The sequence below is a fragment of the Pseudovibrio sp. Ad46 genome (genome assembly GCF_001623065.1).
In the GTDB taxonomy this organism is placed as follows: domain Bacteria; phylum Pseudomonadota; class Alphaproteobacteria; order Rhizobiales; family Stappiaceae; genus Pseudovibrio.
On record NZ_LMCG01000077.1, the window covers coordinates 17287 to 40497 of the forward strand.

Annotated in this window: 30 protein-coding genes; all 30 read right to left on the reverse strand. The window is 51.0% G+C overall.

The features are described from left to right. Positions 1–98: 98 nt before the first annotated feature. The 30 genes from bfr to rplV all read right to left on the reverse strand — a co-directional run bounded on the left by bfr (position 99) and on the right by rplV (position 23209). Entirely contained in the window at positions 99–584 is a 486-nt protein-coding gene (bfr, locus tag PsAD46_RS21620; RefSeq protein WP_063297923.1) for a bacterioferritin, read from the reverse strand. A gap of 252 nt (positions 585–836) precedes the next feature. Continuing rightward, the gene (locus tag PsAD46_RS21625; RefSeq protein WP_063307856.1) at positions 837–1631 is read right to left on the reverse strand and encodes an ATP12 family protein; all 795 of its coding nucleotides are present in this window, start codon (positions 1629–1631) and stop codon (positions 837–839) included. Next, positions 1631–2311, reverse strand: a complete 681-nt coding sequence (locus PsAD46_RS21630; protein WP_057463411.1) for an HAD-IA family hydrolase — start codon at positions 2309–2311, stop codon at positions 1631–1633. The genes PsAD46_RS21625 and PsAD46_RS21630 overlap by 1 nt, the downstream gene beginning before the upstream one ends. Positions 2312–2339: 28 nt before the next feature. Continuing rightward, positions 2340–3389: an RluA family pseudouridine synthase gene (locus PsAD46_RS21635; RefSeq protein WP_063292669.1), complete on the reverse strand. Its 1050-nt coding sequence runs from the start codon at positions 3387–3389 to the stop codon at positions 2340–2342. A 180-nt stretch (positions 3390–3569) separates the two neighbouring features. Beyond that, the gene (gene crcB, locus PsAD46_RS21640) at positions 3570–3950 is read right to left on the reverse strand and encodes a fluoride efflux transporter CrcB (protein WP_063289470.1); all 381 of its coding nucleotides are present in this window, start codon (positions 3948–3950) and stop codon (positions 3570–3572) included. A gap of 53 nt (positions 3951–4003) precedes the next feature. Next, complete coding sequence (locus tag PsAD46_RS21645) at positions 4004–6400, reverse strand: patatin-like protein (RefSeq protein ID WP_063307857.1); 2397 nt, start codon at positions 6398–6400, stop codon at positions 4004–4006. Between the two features lie 233 nt (positions 6401–6633). Beyond that, positions 6634–7944 (reverse strand): replication-associated recombination protein A, encoded by a 1311-nt coding sequence (locus tag PsAD46_RS21650; protein WP_057463415.1) that lies wholly within the window; start codon positions 7942–7944, stop codon positions 6634–6636. Positions 7945–7998: 54 nt separating this feature from the next. Beyond that, a complete protein-coding gene (locus tag PsAD46_RS21655) occupies positions 7999–9444 on the reverse strand; it encodes a Do family serine endopeptidase (RefSeq protein ID WP_063292671.1) in 1446 nt (481 codons plus the stop codon). 265 nt (positions 9445–9709) lie between these two features. Then, positions 9710–11908, reverse strand: coding sequence for a methyl-accepting chemotaxis protein (locus PsAD46_RS21660; protein ID WP_063292672.1), 2199 nt, complete (start codon positions 11906–11908; stop codon positions 9710–9712). Between the two features lie 336 nt (positions 11909–12244). Continuing rightward, a complete protein-coding gene (rplQ, locus tag PsAD46_RS21665) occupies positions 12245–12679 on the reverse strand; it encodes a 50S ribosomal protein L17 (RefSeq protein WP_057463418.1) in 435 nt (144 codons plus the stop codon). Between the two features lie 82 nt (positions 12680–12761). After that, the gene (locus PsAD46_RS21670; protein ID WP_057463419.1) at positions 12762–13790 is read right to left on the reverse strand and encodes a DNA-directed RNA polymerase subunit alpha; all 1029 of its coding nucleotides are present in this window, start codon (positions 13788–13790) and stop codon (positions 12762–12764) included. Between the two features lie 74 nt (positions 13791–13864). Next, entirely contained in the window at positions 13865–14254 is a 390-nt protein-coding gene (rpsK, locus tag PsAD46_RS21675) for a 30S ribosomal protein S11 (RefSeq protein ID WP_054664941.1), read from the reverse strand. Between the two features lie 65 nt (positions 14255–14319). Further along, entirely contained in the window at positions 14320–14688 is a 369-nt protein-coding gene (gene rpsM / locus PsAD46_RS21680; RefSeq protein ID WP_063289475.1) for a 30S ribosomal protein S13, read from the reverse strand. 221 nt (positions 14689–14909) lie between these two features. Beyond that, complete coding sequence (locus PsAD46_RS21685) at positions 14910–15482, reverse strand: adenylate kinase (RefSeq protein WP_063307858.1); 573 nt, start codon at positions 15480–15482, stop codon at positions 14910–14912. Then, positions 15479–16819 carry a preprotein translocase subunit SecY gene (gene secY / locus PsAD46_RS21690; protein ID WP_063292673.1) on the reverse strand — a complete coding sequence of 447 codons (1341 nt, stop codon included), beginning with the start codon at positions 16817–16819 and terminating at the stop codon, positions 15479–15481. Before secY ends, PsAD46_RS21685 begins: the two co-directional genes overlap by 4 nt. 48 nt (positions 16820–16867) lie before the next feature. After that, positions 16868–17335: a 50S ribosomal protein L15 gene (gene rplO / locus PsAD46_RS21695; protein WP_063300623.1), complete on the reverse strand. Its 468-nt coding sequence runs from the start codon at positions 17333–17335 to the stop codon at positions 16868–16870. A 19-nt stretch (positions 17336–17354) separates the two neighbouring features. Next, positions 17355–17549: a 50S ribosomal protein L30 gene (gene rpmD / locus PsAD46_RS21700; protein WP_057463423.1), complete on the reverse strand. Its 195-nt coding sequence runs from the start codon at positions 17547–17549 to the stop codon at positions 17355–17357. Positions 17550–17586: 37 nt separating this feature from the next. After that, the gene (gene rpsE / locus PsAD46_RS21705) at positions 17587–18150 is read right to left on the reverse strand and encodes a 30S ribosomal protein S5 (RefSeq protein ID WP_063292674.1); all 564 of its coding nucleotides are present in this window, start codon (positions 18148–18150) and stop codon (positions 17587–17589) included. Between the two features lie 41 nt (positions 18151–18191). After that, positions 18192–18545 carry a 50S ribosomal protein L18 gene (gene rplR, locus PsAD46_RS21710; RefSeq protein WP_057463424.1) on the reverse strand — a complete coding sequence of 118 codons (354 nt, stop codon included), beginning with the start codon at positions 18543–18545 and terminating at the stop codon, positions 18192–18194. Positions 18546–18556: 11 nt separating this feature from the next. Further along, complete coding sequence (rplF, locus tag PsAD46_RS21715; protein WP_063297934.1) at positions 18557–19090, reverse strand: 50S ribosomal protein L6; 534 nt, start codon at positions 19088–19090, stop codon at positions 18557–18559. A gap of 44 nt (positions 19091–19134) precedes the next feature. Next, the gene (gene rpsH, locus PsAD46_RS21720; protein ID WP_057463426.1) at positions 19135–19533 is read right to left on the reverse strand and encodes a 30S ribosomal protein S8; all 399 of its coding nucleotides are present in this window, start codon (positions 19531–19533) and stop codon (positions 19135–19137) included. A 12-nt stretch (positions 19534–19545) separates the two neighbouring features. Beyond that, complete coding sequence (gene rpsN, locus PsAD46_RS21725) at positions 19546–19851, reverse strand: 30S ribosomal protein S14 (RefSeq protein ID WP_057463427.1); 306 nt, start codon at positions 19849–19851, stop codon at positions 19546–19548. A 33-nt stretch (positions 19852–19884) separates the two neighbouring features. Further along, positions 19885–20442: a 50S ribosomal protein L5 gene (gene rplE / locus PsAD46_RS21730; protein ID WP_057463428.1), complete on the reverse strand. Its 558-nt coding sequence runs from the start codon at positions 20440–20442 to the stop codon at positions 19885–19887. Further along, positions 20435–20752, reverse strand: a complete 318-nt coding sequence (gene rplX / locus PsAD46_RS21735) for a 50S ribosomal protein L24 (RefSeq protein ID WP_057463429.1) — start codon at positions 20750–20752, stop codon at positions 20435–20437. The genes rplE and rplX overlap by 8 nt, the downstream gene beginning before the upstream one ends. Then, on the reverse strand, positions 20752–21120 hold the full coding sequence (gene rplN, locus PsAD46_RS21740; protein WP_057463430.1) for a 50S ribosomal protein L14: 369 nt from the start codon (positions 21118–21120) through the stop codon (positions 20752–20754). The genes rplX and rplN overlap by 1 nt, the downstream gene beginning before the upstream one ends. A 58-nt stretch (positions 21121–21178) precedes the next feature. Continuing rightward, complete coding sequence (gene rpsQ, locus PsAD46_RS21745; protein WP_057463454.1) at positions 21179–21421, reverse strand: 30S ribosomal protein S17; 243 nt, start codon at positions 21419–21421, stop codon at positions 21179–21181. Positions 21422–21431: 10 nt separating this feature from the next. Beyond that, on the reverse strand, positions 21432–21632 hold the full coding sequence (rpmC, locus tag PsAD46_RS21750; RefSeq protein ID WP_063289479.1) for a 50S ribosomal protein L29: 201 nt from the start codon (positions 21630–21632) through the stop codon (positions 21432–21434). Between the two features lie 23 nt (positions 21633–21655). After that, positions 21656–22069, reverse strand: coding sequence for a 50S ribosomal protein L16 (gene rplP, locus PsAD46_RS21755; protein WP_057463432.1), 414 nt, complete (start codon positions 22067–22069; stop codon positions 21656–21658). 43 nt (positions 22070–22112) lie between these two features. Next, positions 22113–22829, reverse strand: a complete 717-nt coding sequence (rpsC, locus tag PsAD46_RS21760) for a 30S ribosomal protein S3 (RefSeq protein WP_057463433.1) — start codon at positions 22827–22829, stop codon at positions 22113–22115. Beyond that, positions 22829–23209: a 50S ribosomal protein L22 gene (rplV, locus tag PsAD46_RS21765; RefSeq protein ID WP_057463434.1), complete on the reverse strand. Its 381-nt coding sequence runs from the start codon at positions 23207–23209 to the stop codon at positions 22829–22831. Before rplV ends, rpsC begins: the two co-directional genes overlap by 1 nt. Positions 23210–23211 lie beyond the last annotated feature (2 nt).

Below are 23211 nucleotides of genomic sequence, written 5' to 3' on the forward strand. Positions count from 1 at the left end.
TAATGAAGCGCTAGTCTGAAACAAACAACTTTAACCCAACAAAAAAGAGCCGCCCAACAGGACAGCTCTTTCTAATCAAAACAAACGGTTAGGCGAACTTATTCGCCAGCATCAGCCGAGTTTGCATTCAACGCGCCGTAGTGCTGTTCACCAATCTTCTCAAGGAGATCCAGCTGAGTTTCAAGGAAGTCAATGTGACCTTCTTCATCAGCCAGTAGATCATCAAACAGCTTCATGGTGACGTAATCACCTTCAGCATCACAAATCTCACGGCTCTTCTTATAAGAGGTGCGAGCTTCATGTTCACCAGCAAGATCCGCTTCCAGAACTTCCTTAAGATTGGTGCCTATCTTCAAAGCGCCAACAGTCTGCAAGTTTGGATGACCACCAAGGAAGAGAATGCGCTCAATCAGCTTGTCAGCATGTTGCATCTCTTCAACGGATTCTTCGCGCTCTTTCTGCGCCAACTTTCCAAAACCCCAATCATCCAGCAGGCGGTAATGCAGCCAGTACTGGTTGACGGCACCAAGCTCCAGTTTCAGAGCTTCGTTAAGCCGCTCAATAACTTTCTCATTATGTTTCATCGGCGGAATTCCTCAATATTCTTGATTAGGGCAGTATTTGGCGATGTTTTCGTTATTACGAAAGCCCTGAACTCATATGTGCAGCAAGAGTGCATAGTTCAACAGATTCGATGGTAACACGGCAAATGAAATTCACTTGCCCACATACTACAAACTATTGATTTCTTTCTACGATATCAGGAGAAGCCACAACACCAACAAAAAAGCGCAGCCAAAAGCCGCGCCTTAAGACAACTTCGCAAAGAATAAGCCTTAGCTTTCTTCTGGTGCTCCAACGAGAATAAGCACTGCTGCGTTGAACTCGTCGTTTTTGAAACGACGAATACGAGCAGCCTCTTCATCCTGCCCCCACTGCTCAATGTTCCAATCTTCATCAACATGAGCTGCAGACCAGACAACATCCGCCTCAAAAGCTTTTTCAGCCAGCGCTAGCGCCAGCAAAGCAGAACCGCTAATGGACGTCACTGTATGGATCGCAGTTAACTGAAGCGCATCATATTTGCCCAGTTGCGCACGATAGGCTGTTGTCACCGCCTCATCTTGCGCGACATGCATAATCCCTTCAACGAGCTTGAAGCGACCAGCAAACAACTTCTCCGCCCAATCCAAGACTGGGTCCCACTGATTTTTCTGGCGAGTGACCAATTCTGCAGGGGAAGCTGCGCGGTAACACAAATGATCATTTCCGGCATACCGTGTGATCTCGTCTGCAACTTCCGCAAACTTGTCTTCAACGGCATCAATCGCAGAATGGGCGATGCGCGTCAGCGGCATCGTCGCCGGATCAATCTCTTCTTCCTGCAGCTCCCATTCGGCAGCCACGCCTTCAGCAATCACTTCATCCTTAAACACCAGCGCATTGCGACCGGGTGTTTTAATAAAGCGTCCATCCAGCAAAACAGCGAAGACGTCATCTTTCAGCTCAACGCTCACACGCTCATAAAAGCGTTTCGGTAAGTTCCGTTTGGTGTGCTCACGTGCAGCCTGAACAGCATCAACAGGCCCTTTTGCAATGTCATCTGCAATCTGCTCAAAAATGTCACGCATTATGCAACTTCCTTATTCCATTTGAAGTGCTCACTAAGCACCGGAATGAGTTCCTTAAACTGATTGATAACATAGGTGGCTCCAGCGCTCTTCACATCTTCAGCGCTGTGATAACCCCATGTAACTCCGACAGATTTCACACCTGCATTGCGCGCCATGTGCATATCAAAAGTCGTGTCACCAATCATAATCGTGTTTTCCAGATCAACACCAGTTTCGCTCATCGCCTGAAAAATCATACCTGGATTCGGCTTGGAGGGTGCAACATCTGCTGTCTGCATGGTGGTAAAAAGCCCTTCCAGCTCATGCAAGCTGATCAGGTGTTTCATACCGCGGGAATGCTTGCCTGTTGCGATACCAAGAAGCACATCCTCCCGGCTATCCAACTCTCGCAAAGCGTCAATCGCCCCCTCATAAAGAGGATCATAATCACGCCCTTTGGAACGCATTTCCCAAACGATCTGCTGGTATCCCTTGACCATCTGCTCAATCAAGTCCGGGTCATTCCGCCCCAGCAATTGCTCAAACGCCACATCCAGTGTCAGACCAACCGTTGCAAGAATTTCATCTCGCGATGGCATAGGCAGATCGACAAACCGATACGCTGCAGTAAAACCAATCATGATATTGTCTTGGCTATCCGCAAGCGTGCCGTCGCAATCAAACACAATGAGATACATGAAGATCAGCCCGTAACTTTGCTATTACTTATTCTGGTTCATTGATATCCGGATCATAGTCCTTCACATCCATACCAAGCAAGTTCCAGGTTTGCTGCATATGCGATGGCAGCGGAGCAGAAACATCAATCACACCATTACCTGACGGATGCGGAATCATAATCCGACGAGCTAGCAAGTGCAGCTTGTTCTGGATGCCACCGGGCAGCTCCCAGTTCTTGATATTGAAGTACTTTGGATCACCGACGATAGGGCAACCAATATGCGCGGCATGGGCACGCAGCTGGTGCGTACGGCCTGTTACAGGCTTCAGTGATACCCAGGAAAGCTTCTGACCGGACTGTTCAACCACATTGTAAAGGCTGACTGCGTGCTGTGCTTCATCATCACCATGACGGGCAACACGCATGCGCTCTTCACCTTCATCACGCGCCAGATAGGTCGAGATACGACCCTGACGCGGCTTTGGTACGCCAGCAACCATCGCCCAGTAGATTTTACGCGTGTTGCGATGACGAAATGCCTTTGTCAGCTCCTGAGCTGCACGGCGGGTCTTCGCAACCAGCAAAATACCGGAGGTCTCACGGTCAAGACGGTGCACCAGACGCGGCTTATCACCCTTCTGGTTGGTGAAGGCGTCAAGCATACCATCCACGTGACGCGTCAAACCTGAGCCACCCTGCACAGCAAGGCCAGCAGGTTTATTCAGTACCATCACATGCGCATCTTCAAAGAGCATCATCTGCTCAATGGCTTCACGGTCACTGTCAACCAACTTGCGCGGACGAGGTCTGGCATTCTTGCGGTCATCAGCAGCCAGCTCAACACCGAGCGGTGGAATGCGGACTTCTTGCCCCTTTTCCAATCGGGTAGAGCTTTCGGCACGTTTGCCATCAACTCGAACCTGCTTAGTGCGCAGCAGTTTCTGCAAACGGCCAAAGCCAAGTTCCGGGAAGTTTTCTTTAAACCAGCGATCAAGACGCATGCCTGCTTCGTCGGCATCAACGCGGCGCATCTCAATTTTAACTGGGCTGCCACCGTTGTTTTGCGGCGCTGCTTTGTTCTGGGAGCCACTCATGGGTGAAGGTCCTGACTTCTAACGCGGCGGCAGCACGAAGGGTGCGCCAGCCGTTCCTAATAAATCCGTTGGCGCTCATTTGGCAGCTGAAGGCAAAACATGCAAGTCTTTCACGCAGATTCAGCCCCTAAAAACGAAAAACCATCAAGTTTCTATGAGTTTTTGCGGGCAACTTGCAAATTAGGCGAGAACCTGCCGTGTGAGATAAAGACCTGCAAACAAGGCTGAAACGGAAAGAACAAGCGAGACCAACACATAAGCGGCGGTTGCAATAGGTTCTCCGCGTTCCCACAACACAGCGACATCCAGCGAGAAGGTTGAGAAGGTAGTGAAACCGCCAAGGAAACCCGTCGCGATCAGATAACGCAGCTCAGAAGAAGCATTCAGTCGCTGAGCAAGAACCTCAACAAAGATCCCCATCAGCAATGAACCAAGAATGTTTACGGTGACAGTGCCCCACGGAAATGAAGGGCCTAGAAGACGAAGTCCGGCCATTGAAACCAGATGTCGACAAACCGCTCCTGCCCCTCCACCAAGTGCTATCAGGATGAGATTTTTCATGCATTCTCCCTATCGGATTTTGAATGGCATGTCTTGCACAAATTGCACAGTAACTAACATCCCTTAGAGAAGACCTCATCAACCTTCTCACGACAAGCTTCCACCAACTCTTCATGATCTTCCAGATGCGCTTCTTCCTCATCCAGAATGTCAAGGAATATCGCGCGCAGGTTCATATCATCACCAGGAGCAATCCGCTGTGCCGACCCGTGGCACTGATGATAAACATCCCGCAGTAACCGCACCAGCCGCTCTGCAGCGTTGAGCCGTCCCCACAGATAATCATGCTCGCGCCATCCGCGGTTGAAGAAGGCACCAAACATCTGCAATTGCGCGCCTTTCAAATCAACGCCACCGGGACAAAGCAATTGCGCATCTTTTGGACTGATGCGCCCCACCTCAATCTTACGAAGTTCAAAAGCATCAAGCGCCTGCTGAACCGGAAACATACTGGTGTCGAAGAACGGAAAGCCGATATAGCCTTCAAGAATACCTTGCGCCGCCTTCAGATCACCCAGCTTGCCAACTCCCTCAAACACAATGGAATCTGTCAGTTTATCAAGGTCGGCAAGCCCCATACGAAGGCTGAGAACCCCAAGCACTTTGCGCACTGTCTCCAATTGCGGCGATACTTCCTTCAGCAGCGTCGCAAGGTAGATGGTCTCTGTGCCATAAAACTCCTCGGACCAACGGCTCCGCAAGTTGGCAATCTGCCCATAAAGTTCACGCTTAAACACATCCAGATGGCGCGCAAACTCAACAGACCCAGCAATCTCTTCATGGTGATAGAACTTGTTGATCTGCTCGATCAAAAACCGCAACTGCCGAATGCGATAGTCAACATCAAGGCTCTTCAGCTCACGAAGTATCTTAGCCTGATCCCGCTGCGCTTCCCCCTCCTCTTCTTTGGAGAAGGTTAGCGCATTCACCACCACTTCTTCCACGCTTTCCCAGGACCAGAGAGCAACCTCCTCGCCCTTTTCAACGCACCCCTCTTGCTGCGTGCCGGAAAGTTCGGAAATCAACAAGACAACCCGGTGGGCCAGATGCCCCAAACGAAGCTGAAGATAACCGGCATTGGCAAAACCAGATTGCTCCATCGCTGCCAGCTCAGACCCTTGCCGCACAACTGAAAAGTCACCCTCGGTCTCTGGCAGGCTGCCATGCTTTTCAAGCAACAGCTGCACTTCATGGCGGACCATCGGCAATGCAGCTTCAGCCACTTCCTGAATCCGCCGCACCTTCATGTTGATTTGCTCAATCTCCTGCAGTTCATCACCAATCGGTTCATTACGCGGAATGTGAGCTAACGATGCGAAAATGCTTTTGAAGAAGCCCGGAGGCTCTGGCTCAGCTGGCACATCACGGTGCGAGAAGGGCAACGGATCCAGATATAGTAAACGACGCACCACTTCGCGAGCTGCAGGTCGTTGTGCAATGGAACCAATAAGCGGTTCGAAGGGCTTGTTCATCACCAACGATCCATCAATGAAGATACGCTCCCCTTCTGCATCGCAATTGGCATGAAGCACGTTGGTTAGGAACGCTTCACGCCCGCTCCACTCAAGACCCTGACGTTCAAGAACGCCATCCATCTCCTCAGCACTCATAGGCGGAAAGGCTCCAGGGAAACTAGAAGTCGCTCTCGCAGCAAAGACCAGATCAGGAATACACTCCGCACTCATCTGGCTATGCAAACCGCTGGACACCCGATGAATGGCATTGAACTTTACAATACGTCGATGATCCAACTCCTCAATAAACTCGGGATCATGCAACGCAATACGCCGCAACACACCGTGAAAATCCGTGAGTGTCACGAACAGCTCCAACCGCTGTCCATAAGGGATCAGCGTCTCCCCGCGATCCTCTTCATCCATCGCGCGGCAAGCATCCACCAGCCATCCTGAGTAGCGCTCACCTGAGAACGGCGGCGTAAACCATCGTGAACTGATAAAATCTCGCAGCTTGGTGCGTGTTTCCTTGTTTTGGGGAACGTCAGTCCCAAGGAAAACCAGCAGCTTATCCAGAATGGGCGCAAGCACCCGCTTGGCATGTTTGCTGACCCCGGATGTTTCATTGGCCAGCTTGTCAACATCAGCAAGCGACAGCCATAAATCGCTATGGTGCTTGAGCGGCAGATCATGCGCCAGTGCCCGCGCCAGCATGATCGCATTCACACCTCCGGCAGACGCGCCAGAGATTGCATCAATCACAACCCGCAGGTCCAGCTGTGGCCCAAAACTTTCAAGAAGGTCGAAGTAGGATTTCGCTGAGCCTTCGAGAGTGACATCACTCTCAACACCGCGCTCACGGTCCCGCCGCAACTGATGCAACGCATGGGAAGCACGCTGAAGATTTAGGAGTTCACGGGTGACACCGTGCATGTAGATGGCGAGTGAAACCCCGCCATACAGCACCAGTCCCAATCTCAGCTCAAGTTGCCTCATGCATGCACCAGAATTCGCTTAAATAAAGAAGTCAGAGTATGATGCGCAGATATAAATGAACGCAACAAGCTCATATGTCAGTGTGCGAATTAGGATGCCCGAATGCAATCGGGAAACCCAAACAAAGTTACGTGTAGTTTATGTGTAGTCTTGAAAAGTGACCGCCAGTTTTCAGAAAAGGCGAAACAACGAATTCTGTCGCAACGTCCCAACGAGAACCCAGACAGACAGCTCTAGGCAGTGCCGCGCTCTTTTCTCAAGCGATCCCAATAGCTCAGTCGTTTTTGAACATCACGCTCAAAGCCACGGGCATTCGGCTCATAATATTTTTGCCGGCCCATCTTCTCAGGGAAGTAATCCTGACCAGAAAACGCATCTGGCTCATCATGATCGTAACGATAACTCTCACCATACCCCATCTTCTTCATAAGCGTGGTTGGTGCGTTCAGGATGTGCTTTGGCGGCACAAGAGATCCATGTTCCCGCGCATCCATGCGAGCAGCTTTATAAGCCAGATAGGACGCATTGGACTTGGGAGCTGTAGCCAGATAGACTGCGGCTTGAGCCAGTGCATACTCCCCTTCTGGTGAACCAACCAGCTGAAACGCATGACGTGCAGCATTCACCTGCACCAGCGCATTGGGATCAGCCATGCCAATGTCTTCAGAAGCCATCACTGTCAAACGGCGGATGATGTATAGCGGATCTTCTCCGCCCTCTAGCATCCGGCACATCCAGTAGAGCGCCGCATCCGGGTCCGACCCGCGAATAGACTTATGAAGCGCAGAGATGAGATTGTAATGCCCGTCCTTGGTCTTGTCGTAGATCGGCGCACGTCGCTGCACCACTTCCGCAAGGCGTTCCGTGTCGAAAATCTCGTCATCGCCAGCCGTACGCCAAACGTCTTCCGCCAAAGTCAATGCAGACCGGCCATCACCATCTGCCATACGCACGAGAGATAAACGCGCATCCTCATCCAGCGGCAAGTCACGCCCCATCACCTCTTCCGCGCGTTTGAGCAAATCAATCAGCGCATCTTCATCGAGTGAATGGAACGTCAACACATGCGAACGGGACAGCAGCGCCGCATTCAGCTCAAAGCTCGGGTTCTCAGTCGTCGCACCGACCAGAGTGATGGTGCCATCTTCCATCACGGGCAAGAAACTATCCAGCTGAGCGCGGTTGAAGCGATGGATCTCGTCAACAAACAGCAAAGTCCGTTTGCCGGAAATCTGACGTCCTCTAGCCCGCTCAAAGCACTTTTTGAGATCAGCAACACCGGAGAAAATGGCAGAGATCTGCTCAAATTCCAGTTCCGTAGCATCTGCAAGCAAACGGGCAACCGTGGTCTTACCGGTACCCGGAGGCCCCCAGAAGATGAGAGACCCCAGAGAGCCGGACCGCAGCATGCGGCTTAAAATACCAGCATCACCCAAAAGGTGGCCTTGTCCGACAACATCCTCCAGAACACGAGGCCGCATGCGGTCTGCAAGCGGCCTGTCTTCCAGCTGATCCATCCCATTGGCGGAAAATAGATCACTCATGGTCTCTCAACATTCCTCTAAACTGTTTTGGAGGGTAAAACTCTCAAAACAGCATTATCGCAAACTTACCTGTCGTAGCTGACCATCACGTTTGAAAGTGATGTTCCAGGTGCGCTGCTTTGTGCCGGTCAGCTTGGAAAGGTCTTTGGTGCTTTGAACTTCAGCGCCATTAATCTCAACCACGATATCACCGGGTTTAAAGCCGACATAGGCAGCAGTACTACGAGCTTTAATATCAGCAATTACAACGCCTGAAAACTCGTTGTACATGCGCAACTCTTCAGCCACAGCAGGAGAAAGATTCATAACCCGTACACCAGTAAATGGCGAGTTCCCTTTGATCTCTCTTTCATCTCTAGCCACAGTTTCCGGCGCACGCTCAAGGCTGATCTCAACAGCAAAGGCCTCACCACCGCGCAACATCTCAAAACGCGTAACACCACCAACTTTCTTCGTAGCCAAACGGTAACCATAAGCATCTGGATCATCCACCTGAGTGCCTCCAACAGACATGATCAGGTCGCCGACACGAATACCAGCACGGTCAGCTGGGCTTCCTTCCTGAATACGTGTCACCAGAACCCCGCTAGGACGCTCCAGCCCAAGGCTGGCAGCAATATCAGAGCTGACTGGCTGCACACTGGTGCCAACCCACGGGCGGCGCACGATACCGCCGTCATCAGCAGCTGAAGCAACCACTTCCACCATATTGGCAGGGATTGCAAAACCAATACCGTTGGAGCCACCGGAACGCGAGAAGATCGCAGTGTTCACACCAACAAGATGACCGTTTAGATCAACCAGCGCCCCACCCGAGTTACCCGGATTGATGGCGGCATCTGTCTGAATGAAGAACTGATAGTCCGAGACGCCCACCTGATTTCGCGCAACAGCAGAGACAATTCCCTGCGTCACTGTCTGCCCAACACCAAACGGGTTCCCAATCGCCAGCACCAGATCGCCCACTTCAAGTTCATCAGAGTTGGCAAACGGCACAACAGGGAACGCCCCTTCTGCATTGCGCACCTTCAAAACGGCAAGATCTGTGCGCTCATCCATCAAGATGATATCAGCATCAAACTCACGCCGATCAGAAAGTGCCACACGCACCTCATCAGCGCCCGCGATAACGTGATGGTTGGTAATAATCGTGCCATCAGCAGAAACGATCACACCAGAGCCCAGGGAGCTTTGAACGCGGCTGCGCGAACGAGGTGCGAACCGATCGGATTGCTCACCAAAGAAACGACGGAAGAACGGATCATCAAAGAATGGAGAAACTCTGCGGCGCTCTTGCACGGTACGACTTGCGTACACATTCACCACCGCTGGCGCGACCTTCTTCACAATAGGAGCGAAGGAAAGTGAAATCTCGGCTTGAGATGTTGGAACAGTCTTTTCACTGGCCAGTGCACCAGTGCTTTGCATTGCAACAACGCCAGTAGTCCCAAGAACTGCACAAAAAAGCAGGTGAGCAGCTGACTTCCTGATTTGACCCATTCTTAAATCCCTTCGGCAAGAGCCCCCAGTTCACAATGATTTTCTTTCAAAAGATTTGGGAGCAGCAGGTTACAGATAAGTCTGCAATATGGAAATGAAAAGGCCAATCTGTCGGTTTTAAGCAGCGAGCTCGTATCCCCGAAAACTGCATGTGGATTTCAAACTAGTAACAGTTTGAGTGTACTAAAAAAGATCTCACCTGCTCAAAACGCAAAACGCCGGGTCTCCCCGGCGCCTCACTCGTCTCGATAAAACCTGACAGAATTTAGGCTGCCCGGATGTTCTCAAGGTATTGTTCAACCATGTTCTTCAGCTCTTCTGACTGGTGTGTCAGCTGATTTGCAGCGCCAAGAACATTCTCTGCTTCATGACCAGCGTCACTTGCGATCATGCTCACACGGGTAATAGCCTGAGCAACCTCAGAACTACCAGAAGTCACCTGCTGAATATTGCTGGAGATATCTGTTGCAGTCACGGCCTGTTCCTGAACAGCACCTGCAATCGCAGTCGCCGCTTCATTCACGTCACCAATAACCGTGCTGATTTCCTTGATAGCCGCAACAGCCTTCTCGGTCTCAGCCTGAACAGACTGAATCTGAACACTGATCTCGCCAGTTGCCTGGCCAGTCTGGTTTGCAAGGCCTTTAACTTCGGATGCAACAACCGCAAAACCCTTACCAGCTTCGCCAGCACGAGCAGCCTCAATCGTCGCATTCAGTGCTAACAAGTTGGTCTGATCAGCAATATCATTGATGAGAGATACAACTTCACCAATGCGCTGAGCAGCTTCCATAAGACCGTTCACAGACACCTCAGCCGCAGCAGCCTTCTCAGCCGCTTGCTTGGAAACATCAGCAGAACGACGAACCTCACGGTCAATCTCACCAACAGTCGCAGAAAGCTCTTCAGCAGCACCCGCAACAGCCTGAAGGTTCATCAAAGACTGTTCAGAGGCTGAAGACACCGTCTGCGCTTCAGTGTTGGTCTGCTCAGAGATGCTTGCCATACTCTTCGCGGTGGTTTCCAGATTACCGCCAGCATCAGTCACAGTGGTCAGGATGTCTCGAACGCCAACATCAAAGTTCTCGTTCAAAGCATCCACGCGTTTCACGCGCTCTTCCTGTTCATGTTGCTCACGCACCTGTTTCTCATCCAGCTCTCTTGCACGGACAAGACCAACTTGGAAAGACTGAACAGCTCGGCCAATATCGCCAATCTCATCCTTACGCTGAGCAGAGATAATCTCCACATCCAGATTGCCGTTCGCAATCTTATTAAGATTGGCTGACAGTCGATTAAGCGGAGTAGACAGACTACGTGCCATGAAGATGCCAATTGCAGCAACAACTGCCAACACGATCAATCCGCTAATGATGATCTCTTTAGCGAGGGCATGAACCACAGCCAGCGCTTCGCTTACATCAGTCTTTGCAACAATAACGGTTGGGAGTTTTTCAAAACCAAGTGGCAGGGCCAGAACAAACTGTTCCTTCACTTCAGCAAAACCAACATTGCTTTCCAGGTTCGCCTGCAGGTCTTCAACAACTTTGGCAACAACCTCTGGATCATCTTTCTTCACCAGTGCCGTCGGCACATCAGACAGAACCTGATTGGAAAGGATGGTGCCATCAATGCGTGCCAGATAGGTCTGACCAGTCTCACCCATATTCTCACGATTTTGCAAAACACTATCGAAGAACTCAGAGCCGAGACGAATGGAGATAACCCCCTTAAACGTGACCTGGTTGAAGTCTTCAACAAACACAGGAGCCGAAATCAAAAGAGATGCAGAATTTCCATCAGGCGCATATTGAGCGATCTCAGAATAGACCACGTCGCCTTCAGTGGCTTTCGCCGCCTTATTGAATTCCTGACTGAGCAATGTGCCGGATAGTTTGCCATCCTTCACGCTCTCAAGAAACTCAGAGGATTTGGTCGCAGAGTAAATTACCAGACCGTTTGCATCCATGATCAGGATGTCCGCATAACCTCCACCGGTTACACTCGCCACAAAGTCTGGATGAACAACAGCATGACGCCAGGAATAAAGCGTCTTGTTACCATTCCCAGTCAGCTGCAGACGATCAGCAACAGAAGAGCCACTCTTTTGGAAGTAGCTAAGGATGTCATCCTTATCTGCACTCAGAGAATCCATGGAGGCCAGCAAGTCGGTCATGGTAACGCGCATAGCGCTACTCTTGACCAGACGCTTGATATCGCTATCAACGCGCTCCAGCTTTTCATCGAGAGTATCCCGACGAGCCTGTGCCACGAGTACGAGCTGTGTCTTGCTCGCTTCAGTCAGCGCGCTCTCAGCACGCGTATACCCAAGGAATGCCACAACGGCACTCGCAATAATTGCAAGCCCAACCATAATGAATGGAAGACGAACAGCAATACGATTAAAATAATTTTTGACTCTAGGTGAGGATACAGAGCCGCTCTCATCAGATTTAGAACGCATATTTGCCCCCGAGTAATACGTTGGGAGCATAGTCGGGCTATAGTGTTAATCTCCGCTTAAAACAAATATTTAAAATGCTTTTCAAATCGAAGAAAAATTGAAATACCGATATGATTTAGCTATGTTTTCTCACAAAACTCGGAGCGCCTTGCACTATGATAAGTTGCAGTAGCAACCTGACCCGAGCAATTCAGTTCCACCTGTTAAAACTCACGCTACGCAAACTATTTCATCAGATTCGTTCTGCAAAAAGTAAGAGCTCTTGAGTGAATTTCATTCAGGCAACAAAAAAGGGCACCCGAAGGCACCCTTTTTCAAATCGCTTATGCGAAAAGCTTATGCAGCAGCTTCAGCTGTCTCAGCAGCTTCTTCAGCAGCAGCGCGTGCACGATCTGCAGCGCCTTTAGCTTCTACGTCGCGCTCAACCAGCTCGATAACAGCCATTGGTGCATTATCACCATGACGGAAACCAGCTTTCAGCACGCGAGAATAACCACCCTGACGGTCCGCATAACGCTCTGCGAGGGTATCAAACAGTTTTGCTACCATTGCAGTGTCGCGGATCTGGGAAATTGCTTGACGACGTGCATGCAGGTCGCCGCGCTTGCCCAGAGTGATGAGCTTCTCGATGATTGGACGCATCTCTTTTGCTTTCGGAAGCGTCGTAACAATCTGCTCATGCTGGATGAGCGAAGCTGCCATGTTAGCGAACATCGCTTTACGGTGGCTTGACGTCCGATTGAGCTTGCGGCCGGAATTACCGTGGCGCATGGCCCTCTCCTTTGTTAAGTCAATTACGATCTAGTACATCAGATCGCCGGAACCTCACGCAACGCGCTCGGTTCCTGTTCCTTTAATATTGGTGGTCTTCGTAGCGCTTAGCGAGCTCATCGATATTTTCAGGCGGCCAGTTTGCCACTTCCATACCGAGATGCAGGCCCATTTGCGCCAGAACTTCTTTGATCTCGTTGAGAGACTTACGACCGAAGTTCGGTGTACGAAGCATTTCTGCTTCTGTCTTCTGAATGAGATCGCCAATATATACGATATTGTCGTTCTTCAGGCAGTTTGCCGAACGTACAGACAACTCAAGCTCATCAACCTTCTTCAGCAGTGCTGGGTTGAACGCAAGTTCCGCGACTGTGTCTTCCTGAACTTCACGCTGTGGCTCTTCGAAGTTCACGAAGATAGACAACTGATCCTGCAAGATACGAGCAGCAAATGCTACTGCATCTTCAGGGATCACAGATCCGTCAGTTTCAACAGTCAAAGTCAACTTATCATAATCAAGAACCTGACCTTCACGGGTGTTCTCAACCTTATAAGAAACCTTCTTAACCGGAGAATACAGGCTGTCAACCGGAATCAGACCGATTGGAGCGTCTTCTGGGCGGTTAGCGGCAGCTGGAACATAACCCTTGCCGGTGTTTACAGTGAATTCGATGCGAACTTCCGCACCTTCATCAAGGTTACACAGCAGCAGACCTGGGTTAAGAACCTCAACGTCACCTACAGTTTCAATATCGCCAGCGTAGACCGCACCAGGACCCTGCTTACGCAGAACCATACGCTTTGGTCCCTCGCCTTCCATGCGAAGCGCGATTTCCTTGATGTTCAGGATGATGTCAGTCACATCTTCACGAACGCCAGGAATTGATGAGAACTCATGGAGAACGCCATCAATCTGAACCGCAGTCACTGCAGCACCCTGAAGAGAGCTAAGCAGAACGCGGCGCAGAGCGTTACCAAGAGTCAGGCCGTAGCCACGCTCAAGAGGTTCTGCAATCACAGAAGCCTTAAAGCGTGCATCATCGCCAGCACGAATGTCGAGTTTAGTTGGCTTGATAAGCTCTTGCCAATTTTTTTGAATAGTCACGTTCATAAACCCTCTGGCTTTCCCGTTGACCTAAAAGTCAACTAATCCTTGCCTGGGTGGAAAACTAGCCTAACGAACTGTTAGACGCGGCGACGCTTGCGTGGGCGGCAACCATTGTGCGGGATCGGAGTTACATCACGGATAGATGTAATAACGAAACCTGCAGCCTGAAGCGCACGCAGAGCGGATTCACGTCCAGAACCTGGACCACGTACTTCTACTTCGAGAGTACGCATGCCGTGTTCAGCAGCCTTACGACCAGCGTCTTCGGCAGCGACCTGTGCAGCATAAGGGGTAGACTTACGAGAACCCTTAAAGCCAAGCGCGCCGGCAGACGACCAAGAGATCGCATTGCCCTGAGCATCGGTGATGGTGATCATGGTATTGTTGAACGTAGAGTTCACATGCGCGACACCTGAAGAAATATTCTTCCGTTCGCGACGACGCACGCGCGTCGATTCTTTAGCCATTATATTTCCTAACTTCGATATCTACACCGCCGTATAGCCGGCGGCTCCACCGGATAACCGGCTAGTTATTTCTTCTTACCAGCGATCGCTTTAGCAGGGCCCTTACGGGTGCGAGCGTTGGTATGAGTGCGCTGACCACGGACAGGCAGACCACGACGGTGGCGCAGGCCACGGTAACAGCCAAGGTCCATGAGACGCTTAATGTTCATTGCAGTTTCACGACGAAGATCACCTTCAACGGTGTATTCAGCGTCGATTGCTTCACGGACTTTCAGAACTTCTGCATCAGAAAGTTCGTTGACGCGACGCTCTGCAGCAATACCGACTTTCTCGGTGATTTCCTGCGCGAACTTCGCACCAATGCCATGAATGTACTGCAGCGCGATAACTACGCGCTTATTCGTCGGAAGGTTGACGCCAGCAATACGTGCCACGTTTGTTTTCTCCAATTACGAGGGTACGTTTGTTCCCTCTCCCATTTTTTTGCCGATAACACACCTACAACCAGGCAGGTTGAGGGCGCACCATCACACAGCAAAAAGATCAGCCTCGGTTTCCCAAGGAAAACCGGCGCCAATCGATTATGGTGTCGATGTGCGCCGGCTATACTTTATTATAAAGGCAAGCGCAAGCGCCTGCCTTCAAAAAGCACGGATTAAACCGTGCTCAAAATCGTATCGATCTCTGAAGCAACCTCGTCAACGGACTTCATGCCATCAACGCCCATCAGCATGTTCCGCTCACCATAGTACTTGATAAGCGGGGCTGTCTGCTCGTTGTAAACTGCAAGACGTTTCTTCAAAGACTCTGCATTGTCATCGGATCGAGCTTCCGCGCTTTCACGAGCACGTGTTTCGATACGCTCAAGAAGGATACCTTCATCAACCTTCAGCTGCACAACAGCATCAAGTCTCTGGTCCTTCTTCTCAAGCAGTTCGCCAAGAGCGTCTGCCTGAGCAATGGTGCGTGGGAAACCGTCCAGAATGAAGCCTCTTGCACAATCAGCCTGATCAATACGATCAGAAATGATGGAACAAATCAGGTCATCAGAAACCAGGTCACCACGTGTCAGAACATCTTTGACCTTCAAGCCGACTTCGGTTTCAGCTGCAACAGCTGCACGAAGCATGTCACCAGTCGAAAGCTGGACAATACCATGCACCGCAACAAGTCGACCTGCCTGAGTGCCTTTACCAGCACCAGGAGGGCCAAGAAGAATCAATCTCATCTACGTTTCCCCCTCAACTTCGTTTTCTTCACCAAGCCCTCGTACTGATGAGCAAGAAGGTGCCCCTGGATCTGAGAAACGGTATCCATGGTGACGCTAACAACAATGAGCAGAGACGTACCACCGAAGTAGAACGGAACACCCGTTGCTGAGATCAGGAACTCTGGCAACAAACAAATGAGAGTAATGTATATTGCACCGACAACCGTAATGCGAGTTAGCACATGGTCAATGTACTGCGCAGTACGTTCGCCTGGACGAATTCCTGGAATGAAGCCACCATGCTTCTTGAGGTTGTCTGCTGTCTCCGACGGATTGAAAACAATCGCGGTGTAGAAGAAGCAGAAAAAGATGATTAATGCTGCATAAAGAGCCATGTAGGCTGGTTGACCGTGTCCCAGCAGCGCAGTGATTGTTGTCAACCACGCCATCGAACCAGTGGAATCACCGGTTTGGAAACTGGCTACAGTCGCTGGTACCAGCAACAAGGAGCTCGCAAAAATCGGTGGAATAACACCAGCCGTATTGAGTTTGAGTGGCAGGAACGATGTGTTCCCCTCAAACATCTTATTGCCCTGTTGGCGACGTGGATACTGAATCAGCAAACGTCGCTGTGCACGTTCCATGAAGACGATAACGCCGATAACCACCACAGACAGTATGATAACTGCCAAAATGATTGGAGTTGCGAGCGCGCCCTGACGACCAAGTTCCAAAGTGGAAGCAATCGCAGAAGGAAGCCCGGCAACAATACCGGAGAAAATGATCAAAGAAATGCCGTTACCAATGCCGCGAGAGGTGATTTGCTCACCCAGCCACATCAGGAACATAGTACCACCAACAAGGGTAAGAACTGTTGCAATACGGAAGAACCAGCCCGGATCGATAACAATGTTCGCGCCAGCCTCAAGACCAACGGAAATACCGTAGGCCTGGAAGGTTGCCAGAATCACTGTACCAAAACGTGTGTACTGGTTAATTTTTTTCCGGCCTTGCTCACCCTCTTTCTTCAGCTGTTCCAAAGCAGGAACAACAGAAGTCATAAGCTGGATGATAATCGACGCAGAAATGTAAGGCATGATGCCGAGGGCAAAAATAGCCATACGCTCGACAGCACCACCGGAGAACATGTTAAACAGGCCAACAATGCCAGTTTGTACGTTTCCGAAGGCCTGTGCGAGCGCGTCAGGATTAATTCCAGGCAGAGGGATATAGGTTCCGAATCGATAAACCAAAAGCGCGCCTAGCGTGAACCAGATCCGCTTCTTCAGTTCCTCGGCTTTAGCAAAGGCAGAAAAGTTAAGGTTTGAAGCAAGTTGCTCGGCAGCAGAAGCCATTCCGCGCTCCGGTCAGTTTGGATACACCCCGAAAAAAAGACAAGGCTGTTAAGCCTTGCCTTCCTTGATTACGACCTTGCCACCTGCTTTTTCAACTGCTGTAACAGCAGTTTTGGAAGCACCAGCAATTTCGAAAGTTACAGCAGTTTTCAGTTCACCGTCGGACAGAAGGCGTACGCCATCCAGAACGCGGCGAACAACGCCTGCTGCAACAAGTGCTTCAACAGTCACCGTCGCGGAAGCGTCAAGCTTACCAGCGTCGATTGCTGTCTGAACACGACCCAAGGACACAATGTTCAGGTCCTTAGCAAAGATATTGGTGAAGCCGCGCTTTGGAAGACGACGATGCAATGGCATCTGCCCGCCTTCAAAGCCCTTGATAGCAACACCCGAACGGGACTTCTGACCTTTGACACCACGGCCGCCAGTCTTGCCCTTACCGGAACCGATACCGCGTCCTACGCGGGTTCGGTCCGAAACAGCACCCGGGTTATCCCGGAGTTCGTTGAGCTTCATGATAGTTCTCCCGGTCCGCTTATGCTTCGTCTAAAACGCGAACCAGATGCTGAACCTTACGGATCATGCCGCGTACTTCTGGAGTATCCTTCAGAGTACGACGACGGTGCATCTTGTTCAACCCCAGACCAATCAACGTAGCACGCTGACTAGCAGGACGGCGAAGCGGGCTACCGATCTGTTCGACTGTTACAGTCTTTTCAGTATTAGCCATGACACTAACCCTTGTTCTCAGTCAGCAAAAGCGAGGCTTATGCCTCAGCCTTTACTGGCGCCGCATCATCGTTGTCACGACGACGAGCCTGCAAGGAAGATACCTTGAGACCACGACGTGCTGCAACAGAACGCGGGCTGTCTTCTTTTTTCAGTGCATCGAAAGTCGCACGAACCATGTTGTACGGGTTGGAAGTACCAAGGGACTTCGCAACAACGTCCTGGACACCAAGTGTCTCAAACACAGCACGCATTGGACCACCAGCGATGATACCGGTACCGGCAGGTGCTGCACGAAGTACAACTTTACCTGCGCCGTGACGGCCTTCAACATCGTGGTGAAGAGTACGACCTTCACGAAGTGGCACACGAACCATAGTACGCTTAGCAGCTTCCGTTGCTTTGCGGATGGCCTCTGGCACTTCACGAGCCTTACCGTGACCAAAGCCAACGCGGCCTTTCTGATCACCAACTACTACAAGAGCGGCGAAGCCGAAACGACGACCACCCTTTACAACTTTAGCGACGCGGTTGATGTGAACGAGCTTATCGACAAATTCGCTGTCGCGCTCGTCACGATCCCGGTTATCCTGTCTCGCCATAATAATGTTTCCCGTTCTCTAGGAGCACCAAAAGGCGCTGATCAGAAGCTCAGACCGCTATCACGTGCTGCATCTGCCAAGGCCTGAACACGGCCATGATAGATATAACCACCACGATCAAACACGACTTCTTTGATACCAGCAGCAATAGCGCGTTCAGCAATAAGCTTGCCTACAGCAGCAGCAGCATCTTTATTGCCGCCGTTTTCTACTTTTACGTCTTTCTCAATGGTAGACGCGGACGCAAGGGTTACACCCTTGGTATCGTCGATGATCTGAGCGTAAATCTGCTTGGATGAGCGGAAAACGGACAGCCGAGGACGACCGTTCGCTACCTTTTTGATCGAACGGCGCACACGGGCGCGACGACGTTCGAAAGAATTTCCATTCGCCATGGTCCGTACCGTTACTTCTTCTTGCCTTCTTTACGAACGATGAACTCGTCCGCATAACGAATACCCTTGCCTTTGTATGGCTCAGGTGGGCGATATTCACGAATGTTCGCGGCAACCTGCCCTATCTGCTGCTTGTCAATGCCGTTGATGACAATTTCTGTCGGCTTCGGACATTTGATTTCTACACCCTCAGGAATGTCGAACTTGACATCATGAGAGAAACCAAGAGCAAGATTAAGGGTCTTACCTTGAACCTGTGCACGGTAACCAACACCGGTAATCGCCAGCTGCTTTTCGAAGCCGGAGGTCACACCTGTGATAAGGTTAGCGACCATGGTGCGGGACATACCCCACAAAGAACGCGCAGTCTTTGACTGGTTTCGCGGATCAAGACGGATACCATCATCCGCCATATCGACCGAAACGAGATCGTTGACCACGAAGGAGAGTTCCCCCTTCGGGCCTTTAACGATAACATTCTGGCCGTTGATCGTTGCCGTTACCCCGCTTGGCACGGGGACTGGCTTCTTGCCAATTCGAGACATAAGATCAACCTGTCTGTTATTTTAGTTAATCGTGCAATGCCGCGTCAGAAGACGCGACAAAGTACTTCACCACCCACATTTTTCTCACGTGCATCGTGGTCTGCCATTACGCCCTGAGGAGTAGACAGAATAGATACACCCAAGCCGTTTGCAACGTGTGGGATGTTCTTGACCGAAGAATATACGCGACGACCAGGCTTAGATACGCGCTCAATCGTGCGAATCACTGGTTCACCGTCGAAATACTTCAACTCAATTTCAAGCTCAGACTTGCCTGCACCGAAGTCAACAGCGGTATAACCGCGGATGTAACCTTCAGAAATCAGAACGTCCAAGATGTGTGCGCGCAACTTAGAAGCAGGTGTGCTTACTTTAGATTTGCGACGCATCTGCGCATTACGGATGCGCGTGATCATATCCCCGACTGGATCGGAAATCGACATAGCAGTAACTCCTTACCAGCTCGACTTCACGAGACCCGGGATCTTGCCCAGGGAACCCAACTCACGAAGCGCAATACGCGACATCTTAAGTTTGCGGTAGTAACCGCGTGGGCGACCTGTGACTTCACACCGGTTGCGTACCCGTGTAGGCGCGGAATTGCGCGGCAGCTTTGAAAGCTTCAGCCGTGCATTGAAACGCTCCTCCAGGGACAAGCTCTCGTCCTTGGCCATGGCCTTCAGGGCAGCACGCTTGTCAGCATATTTACTAACAAGAGCTACGCGCCGCTTGTTTTTCTCGACCGCGCTTTTCTTCGCCATCGTCTGTCCTCGTTCCTTTCCCGTATACCGCTTTTATTTGCGGAACGGGAAGTTGAACGCGCGCAGCAGTTCACGCGCTTCGTCATCGGTTTTAGCATTGGTACAAACAACAATGTCCATACCCCACATTTGATCTACTTTATCGTAGTCAATTTCAGGGAAAACAATGTGTTCTTTAAGTCCCATAGCGTAGTTGCCACGTCCGTCGAAGCTTTTCGGATTCAAGCCACGAAAGTCACGTACACGCGGAAGCGCGATTGTGATCAAACGATCCATGAATTCGAACATCTGGTTACGACGAAGTGTAACTTTAGTACCCAGCGGCATATCTTCACGAACCTTGAAGGTCGCGATAGATTTTCTAGCACGGGTAATAACCGCCTTTTGACCAGCAATCAAGCTAAGATCTTCAGCAGCGATACGAGCCTTCTTGCTGTCACCAACAGCTTCACCAACACCCATGTTCAAAACGATCTTTTCGACCGAAGGGATCATCATTGGGTTGGTGTAGTTAAACTTCTCCTGAAGCTCACCACGCACTACATCATTGTAGTGCGCCTTGAGCCGTGGAGTGTAAGTAGCGTCAGCCATCAATCACGTCTCCTGAACGCTTAGCGACACGAACAGTGGCGCCTGCATCATTAGTCGTGAAACCGACGCGGGTCGGCTTGCCATCCTTAGGATCAGCAATGGCAATATTGGAAAGCTGAATAGGAGCTTCCTTTGTGATGATACCACCTTCGCTCTGTTGGGTCTGGCGCTGGTGACGTTTCACCAAGTTAACGCCACGCACGACAGCGCGGTTGTCAGATGGAATCATCTGGAGAACTTCCCCAGTCTTTCCTTTGTCACGACCGGCAATTACGACGACTTTGTCGCCCTTTTTGATCTTCGCGGGCATCAGAGCACCTCCGGCGCAAGCGAAATGATCTTCATGTGATTCTTGCCACGCAGTTCACGAGGAACTGGGCCAAAAATACGTGTTCCGATCGGTTCTTTGTTGTTGTTGATCAGGACGGCAGCATTGCTGTCGAACCGGATCACACTGCCGTCAGCACGACGGATGTCTTTAGCCGTGCGTACGACGACCGCTTTCATCACGTCGCCCTTCTTTACACGACCCCGAGGAATTGCTTCTTTGACGGAGACAACAATGATGTCGCCAACGCCAGCATACTTCCGTTTGGAGCCGCCGAGCACTTTGATGCACATGACACGACGTGCGCCGGAATTATCGGCTACGTCGAGGTTAGTTTGCATCTGAATCATGACTCGTCGCCTTGTTCTTTCTCAGCACTCTAAAAGTTAGAAATGCTGGATGCGTTCACTAGCTCGCTGCTTCCGTAGAAACAACGGTCCATTTCTTATTCTTAGAGATTGGAGCACACTCTTCAATTTGAACGGTGTCGCCAACCTTGTAAGAATTATTTTCGTCATGTGCACGATACTTCTTCGTACGGCGCACAACTTTTTTCAGCAAAGGGTGGGTAAAGCGACGCTCTACCTTCACCGTTACTGTCTTTTCGTTCGCATCGCTAACAACGACACCCTGCAAAATACGCTTTGGCATCATTAGCTCCTTATGCGTTGTCAGACACGCGCTTGTCGCGCAAGACTGTCTGGATCCGCGCAATGTCCCGGCGAACCTGACGGACACGAGCGGTGTTTTCGAGCTGACCAGTTGCTCTCTGGAAACGCAGGTTGAACTGTTCTTTTTTCAGTTCTTCCAGGTTTGCCTTGAGCTCATCTGAGGTCTTAGCTCTTACGTCGCTAGCCTTCATGGCCTTTTCCTTTCGATGTCCGATTACTCACCAATGCGCTGGACGAACCGGCACTTGATTGGGAGTTTAGCAGCGGCCAGACGCATTGCTTCACGAGCAATATCTTCAGACACACCGTCCATTTCGAACATGATGCGACCAGGTTTCACCCGGCACGCCCAGTACTCAGGAGAACCTTTACCCTTACCCATGCGGACTTCAGCCGGCTTGGAGGACACAGGAACGTCCGGGAAGATTCTGATCCACACGCGACCCGCACGCTTCATGTAACGGGTCATTGCACGACGGGCAGCCTCAATCTGACGAGCGGTGATCCGCTCTGGTTCCATGGCTTTCAGGCCAAAGGCACCAAAATTGAGGTCCGTACCACCCTTGGCATTACCATGGATGCGGCCCTTGTGCTGCTTGCGGAACTTAGTACGCTTTGGTTGCAGCATCGTTTTCTCTCGCTTTAATAGTTAAGCCGTGTGAAGGCGCTGCTTACGCAGCGCGCTCACGCCGACCGCCACCTTGGCGTTCGCTCTTGCCACCACCTTCAGTCGCACGACGTTCAGAAGCCATTGGGTCATGCTCAAGGATTTCGCCCTTGAAGATCCAGACTTTAACGCCACACGCGCCGTAAGCGGTGTGTGCTGTAGCAGTGCCGTAGTCGATGTCTGCACGAAGAGTGTGCAGAGGCACGCGACCTTCACGGTACCATTCGATACGTGCGATTTCCGCACCACCAAGACGACCACCGCAGTTAATACGGATGCCCTGGGCGCCAAGACGCATTGCAGACTGAACTGCACGCTTCATGGCACGGCGGAAAGCAACACGACGCTCGAGCTGCTGAGCGATAGATGCTGCAACAAGCGCTGCATCGGTCTCCGGCTTGCGCACTTCAACGATGTTGAGGTGCACTTCCGAATTTGTCATCTCGGACAGCTTCTTGCGAAGACGTTCGATGTCTGCACCTTTTTTACCGATAACAACACCTGGACGACCAGAGTGAATAGTTACACGGCACTTTTTGTGCGGACGTTCAATGACGACCTTGGATACAGCAGCCTGCTTAAGTTCTTTAAGCAGATATTCGCGGATGCGAAAATCTTCATGAAGAAGATCGCCGTATTCGTTCTTGCTAGCAAACCAGCGAGAGTCCCAGGTACGGTTGATGCCAAGACGAAAACCGATTGGATTAATCTTCTGACCCATCAGGCAGTCTCCTCAACTTCCCGAACCACGATAGTCAGGTTGGAAAACGGCTTTAGAATCCGTCCAACACGACCACGAGCTCGCGGCTGGAAACGCTTCATGACAAGCGCTTTGCCAACATAAGCCTCGGCGACGACAAGATTGTCGACGTCGAGATCATGGTTGTTTTCCGCATTAGCAATAGCAGACATCAAGGTCTTCTTGACGTCGCCTGAAATGCGCTTACGGGAGAAGGTAAGATCAGCAAGTGCTGTACCAACCTTCTTACCGCGAATGGATGCAGCAACGAGGTTCAACTTCTGCGGGGAAACCCGCAGCATGCGGCAAACCGCCTTTGCCTCGTTGTCTGGGAGCATCCGCTCATGCTTCTGCTTGCCCATCG

What these genes read in the sequence shown, in the direction of transcription:
- bfr (WP_063297923.1), bottom strand. Translation starts at nt 584, where the DNA reads ATGAAACATAATGAGAAAGTTATTGAGCGGCTTAACGAAGCTCTGAAA.
- PsAD46_RS21625 (WP_063307856.1), bottom strand. Translation starts at nt 1,631, where the DNA reads ATGCGTGACATTTTTGAGCAGATTGCAGATGACATTGCAAAAGGGCCT.
- PsAD46_RS21630 (WP_057463411.1), bottom strand. Translation starts at nt 2,311, where the DNA reads ATGTATCTCATTGTGTTTGATTGCGACGGCACGCTTGCGGATAGCCAA.
- PsAD46_RS21635 (WP_063292669.1), bottom strand. Translation starts at nt 3,389, where the DNA reads ATGAGTGGCTCCCAGAACAAAGCAGCGCCGCAAAACAACGGTGGCAGC.
- crcB (WP_063289470.1), bottom strand. Translation starts at nt 3,950, where the DNA reads ATGAAAAATCTCATCCTGATAGCACTTGGTGGAGGGGCAGGAGCGGTT.
- PsAD46_RS21645 (WP_063307857.1), bottom strand. Translation starts at nt 6,400, where the DNA reads ATGAGGCAACTTGAGCTGAGATTGGGACTGGTGCTGTATGGCGGGGTT.
- PsAD46_RS21650 (WP_057463415.1), bottom strand. Translation starts at nt 7,944, where the DNA reads ATGAGTGATCTATTTTCCGCCAATGGGATGGATCAGCTGGAAGACAGG.
- PsAD46_RS21655 (WP_063292671.1), bottom strand. Translation starts at nt 9,444, where the DNA reads ATGGGTCAAATCAGGAAGTCAGCTGCTCACCTGCTTTTTTGTGCAGTT.
- PsAD46_RS21660 (WP_063292672.1), bottom strand. Translation starts at nt 11,908, where the DNA reads ATGCGTTCTAAATCTGATGAGAGCGGCTCTGTATCCTCACCTAGAGTC.
- rplQ (WP_057463418.1), bottom strand. Translation starts at nt 12,679, where the DNA reads ATGCGCCACGGTAATTCCGGCCGCAAGCTCAATCGGACGTCAAGCCAC.
- PsAD46_RS21670 (WP_057463419.1), bottom strand. Translation starts at nt 13,790, where the DNA reads ATGAACGTGACTATTCAAAAAAATTGGCAAGAGCTTATCAAGCCAACT.
- rpsK (WP_054664941.1), bottom strand. Translation starts at nt 14,254, where the DNA reads ATGGCTAAAGAATCGACGCGCGTGCGTCGTCGCGAACGGAAGAATATT.
- PsAD46_RS21685 (WP_063307858.1), bottom strand. Translation starts at nt 15,482, where the DNA reads ATGAGATTGATTCTTCTTGGCCCTCCTGGTGCTGGTAAAGGCACTCAG.
- secY (WP_063292673.1), bottom strand. Translation starts at nt 16,819, where the DNA reads ATGGCTTCTGCTGCCGAGCAACTTGCTTCAAACCTTAACTTTTCTGCC.
- rplO (WP_063300623.1), bottom strand. Translation starts at nt 17,335, where the DNA reads ATGAAGCTCAACGAACTCCGGGATAACCCGGGTGCTGTTTCGGACCGA.
- rpmD (WP_057463423.1), bottom strand. Translation starts at nt 17,549, where the DNA reads ATGGCTAATACTGAAAAGACTGTAACAGTCGAACAGATCGGTAGCCCG.
- rpsE (WP_063292674.1), bottom strand. Translation starts at nt 18,150, where the DNA reads ATGGCGAGACAGGATAACCGGGATCGTGACGAGCGCGACAGCGAATTT.
- rplR (WP_057463424.1), bottom strand. Translation starts at nt 18,545, where the DNA reads ATGGCGAATGGAAATTCTTTCGAACGTCGTCGCGCCCGTGTGCGCCGT.
- rplF (WP_063297934.1), bottom strand. Translation starts at nt 19,090, where the DNA reads ATGTCTCGAATTGGCAAGAAGCCAGTCCCCGTGCCAAGCGGGGTAACG.
- rpsH (WP_057463426.1), bottom strand. Translation starts at nt 19,533, where the DNA reads ATGTCGATTTCCGATCCAGTCGGGGATATGATCACGCGCATCCGTAAT.
- rpsN (WP_057463427.1), bottom strand. Translation starts at nt 19,851, where the DNA reads ATGGCGAAGAAAAGCGCGGTCGAGAAAAACAAGCGGCGCGTAGCTCTT.
- rplE (WP_057463428.1), bottom strand. Translation starts at nt 20,442, where the DNA reads ATGGCTGACGCTACTTACACTCCACGGCTCAAGGCGCACTACAATGAT.
- rplX (WP_057463429.1), bottom strand. Translation starts at nt 20,752, where the DNA reads ATGCCCGCGAAGATCAAAAAGGGCGACAAAGTCGTCGTAATTGCCGGT.
- rplN (WP_057463430.1), bottom strand. Translation starts at nt 21,120, where the DNA reads ATGATTCAGATGCAAACTAACCTCGACGTAGCCGATAATTCCGGCGCA.
- rpsQ (WP_057463454.1), bottom strand. Translation starts at nt 21,421, where the DNA reads ATGCCAAAGCGTATTTTGCAGGGTGTCGTTGTTAGCGATGCGAACGAA.
- rpmC (WP_063289479.1), bottom strand. Translation starts at nt 21,632, where the DNA reads ATGAAGGCTAGCGACGTAAGAGCTAAGACCTCAGATGAGCTCAAGGCA.
- rplP (WP_057463432.1), bottom strand. Translation starts at nt 22,069, where the DNA reads ATGCTGCAACCAAAGCGTACTAAGTTCCGCAAGCAGCACAAGGGCCGC.
- rpsC (WP_057463433.1), bottom strand. Translation starts at nt 22,829, where the DNA reads ATGGGTCAGAAGATTAATCCAATCGGTTTTCGTCTTGGCATCAACCGT.
- rplV (WP_057463434.1), bottom strand. Translation starts at nt 23,209, where the DNA reads ATGGGCAAGCAGAAGCATGAGCGGATGCTCCCAGACAACGAGGCAAAG.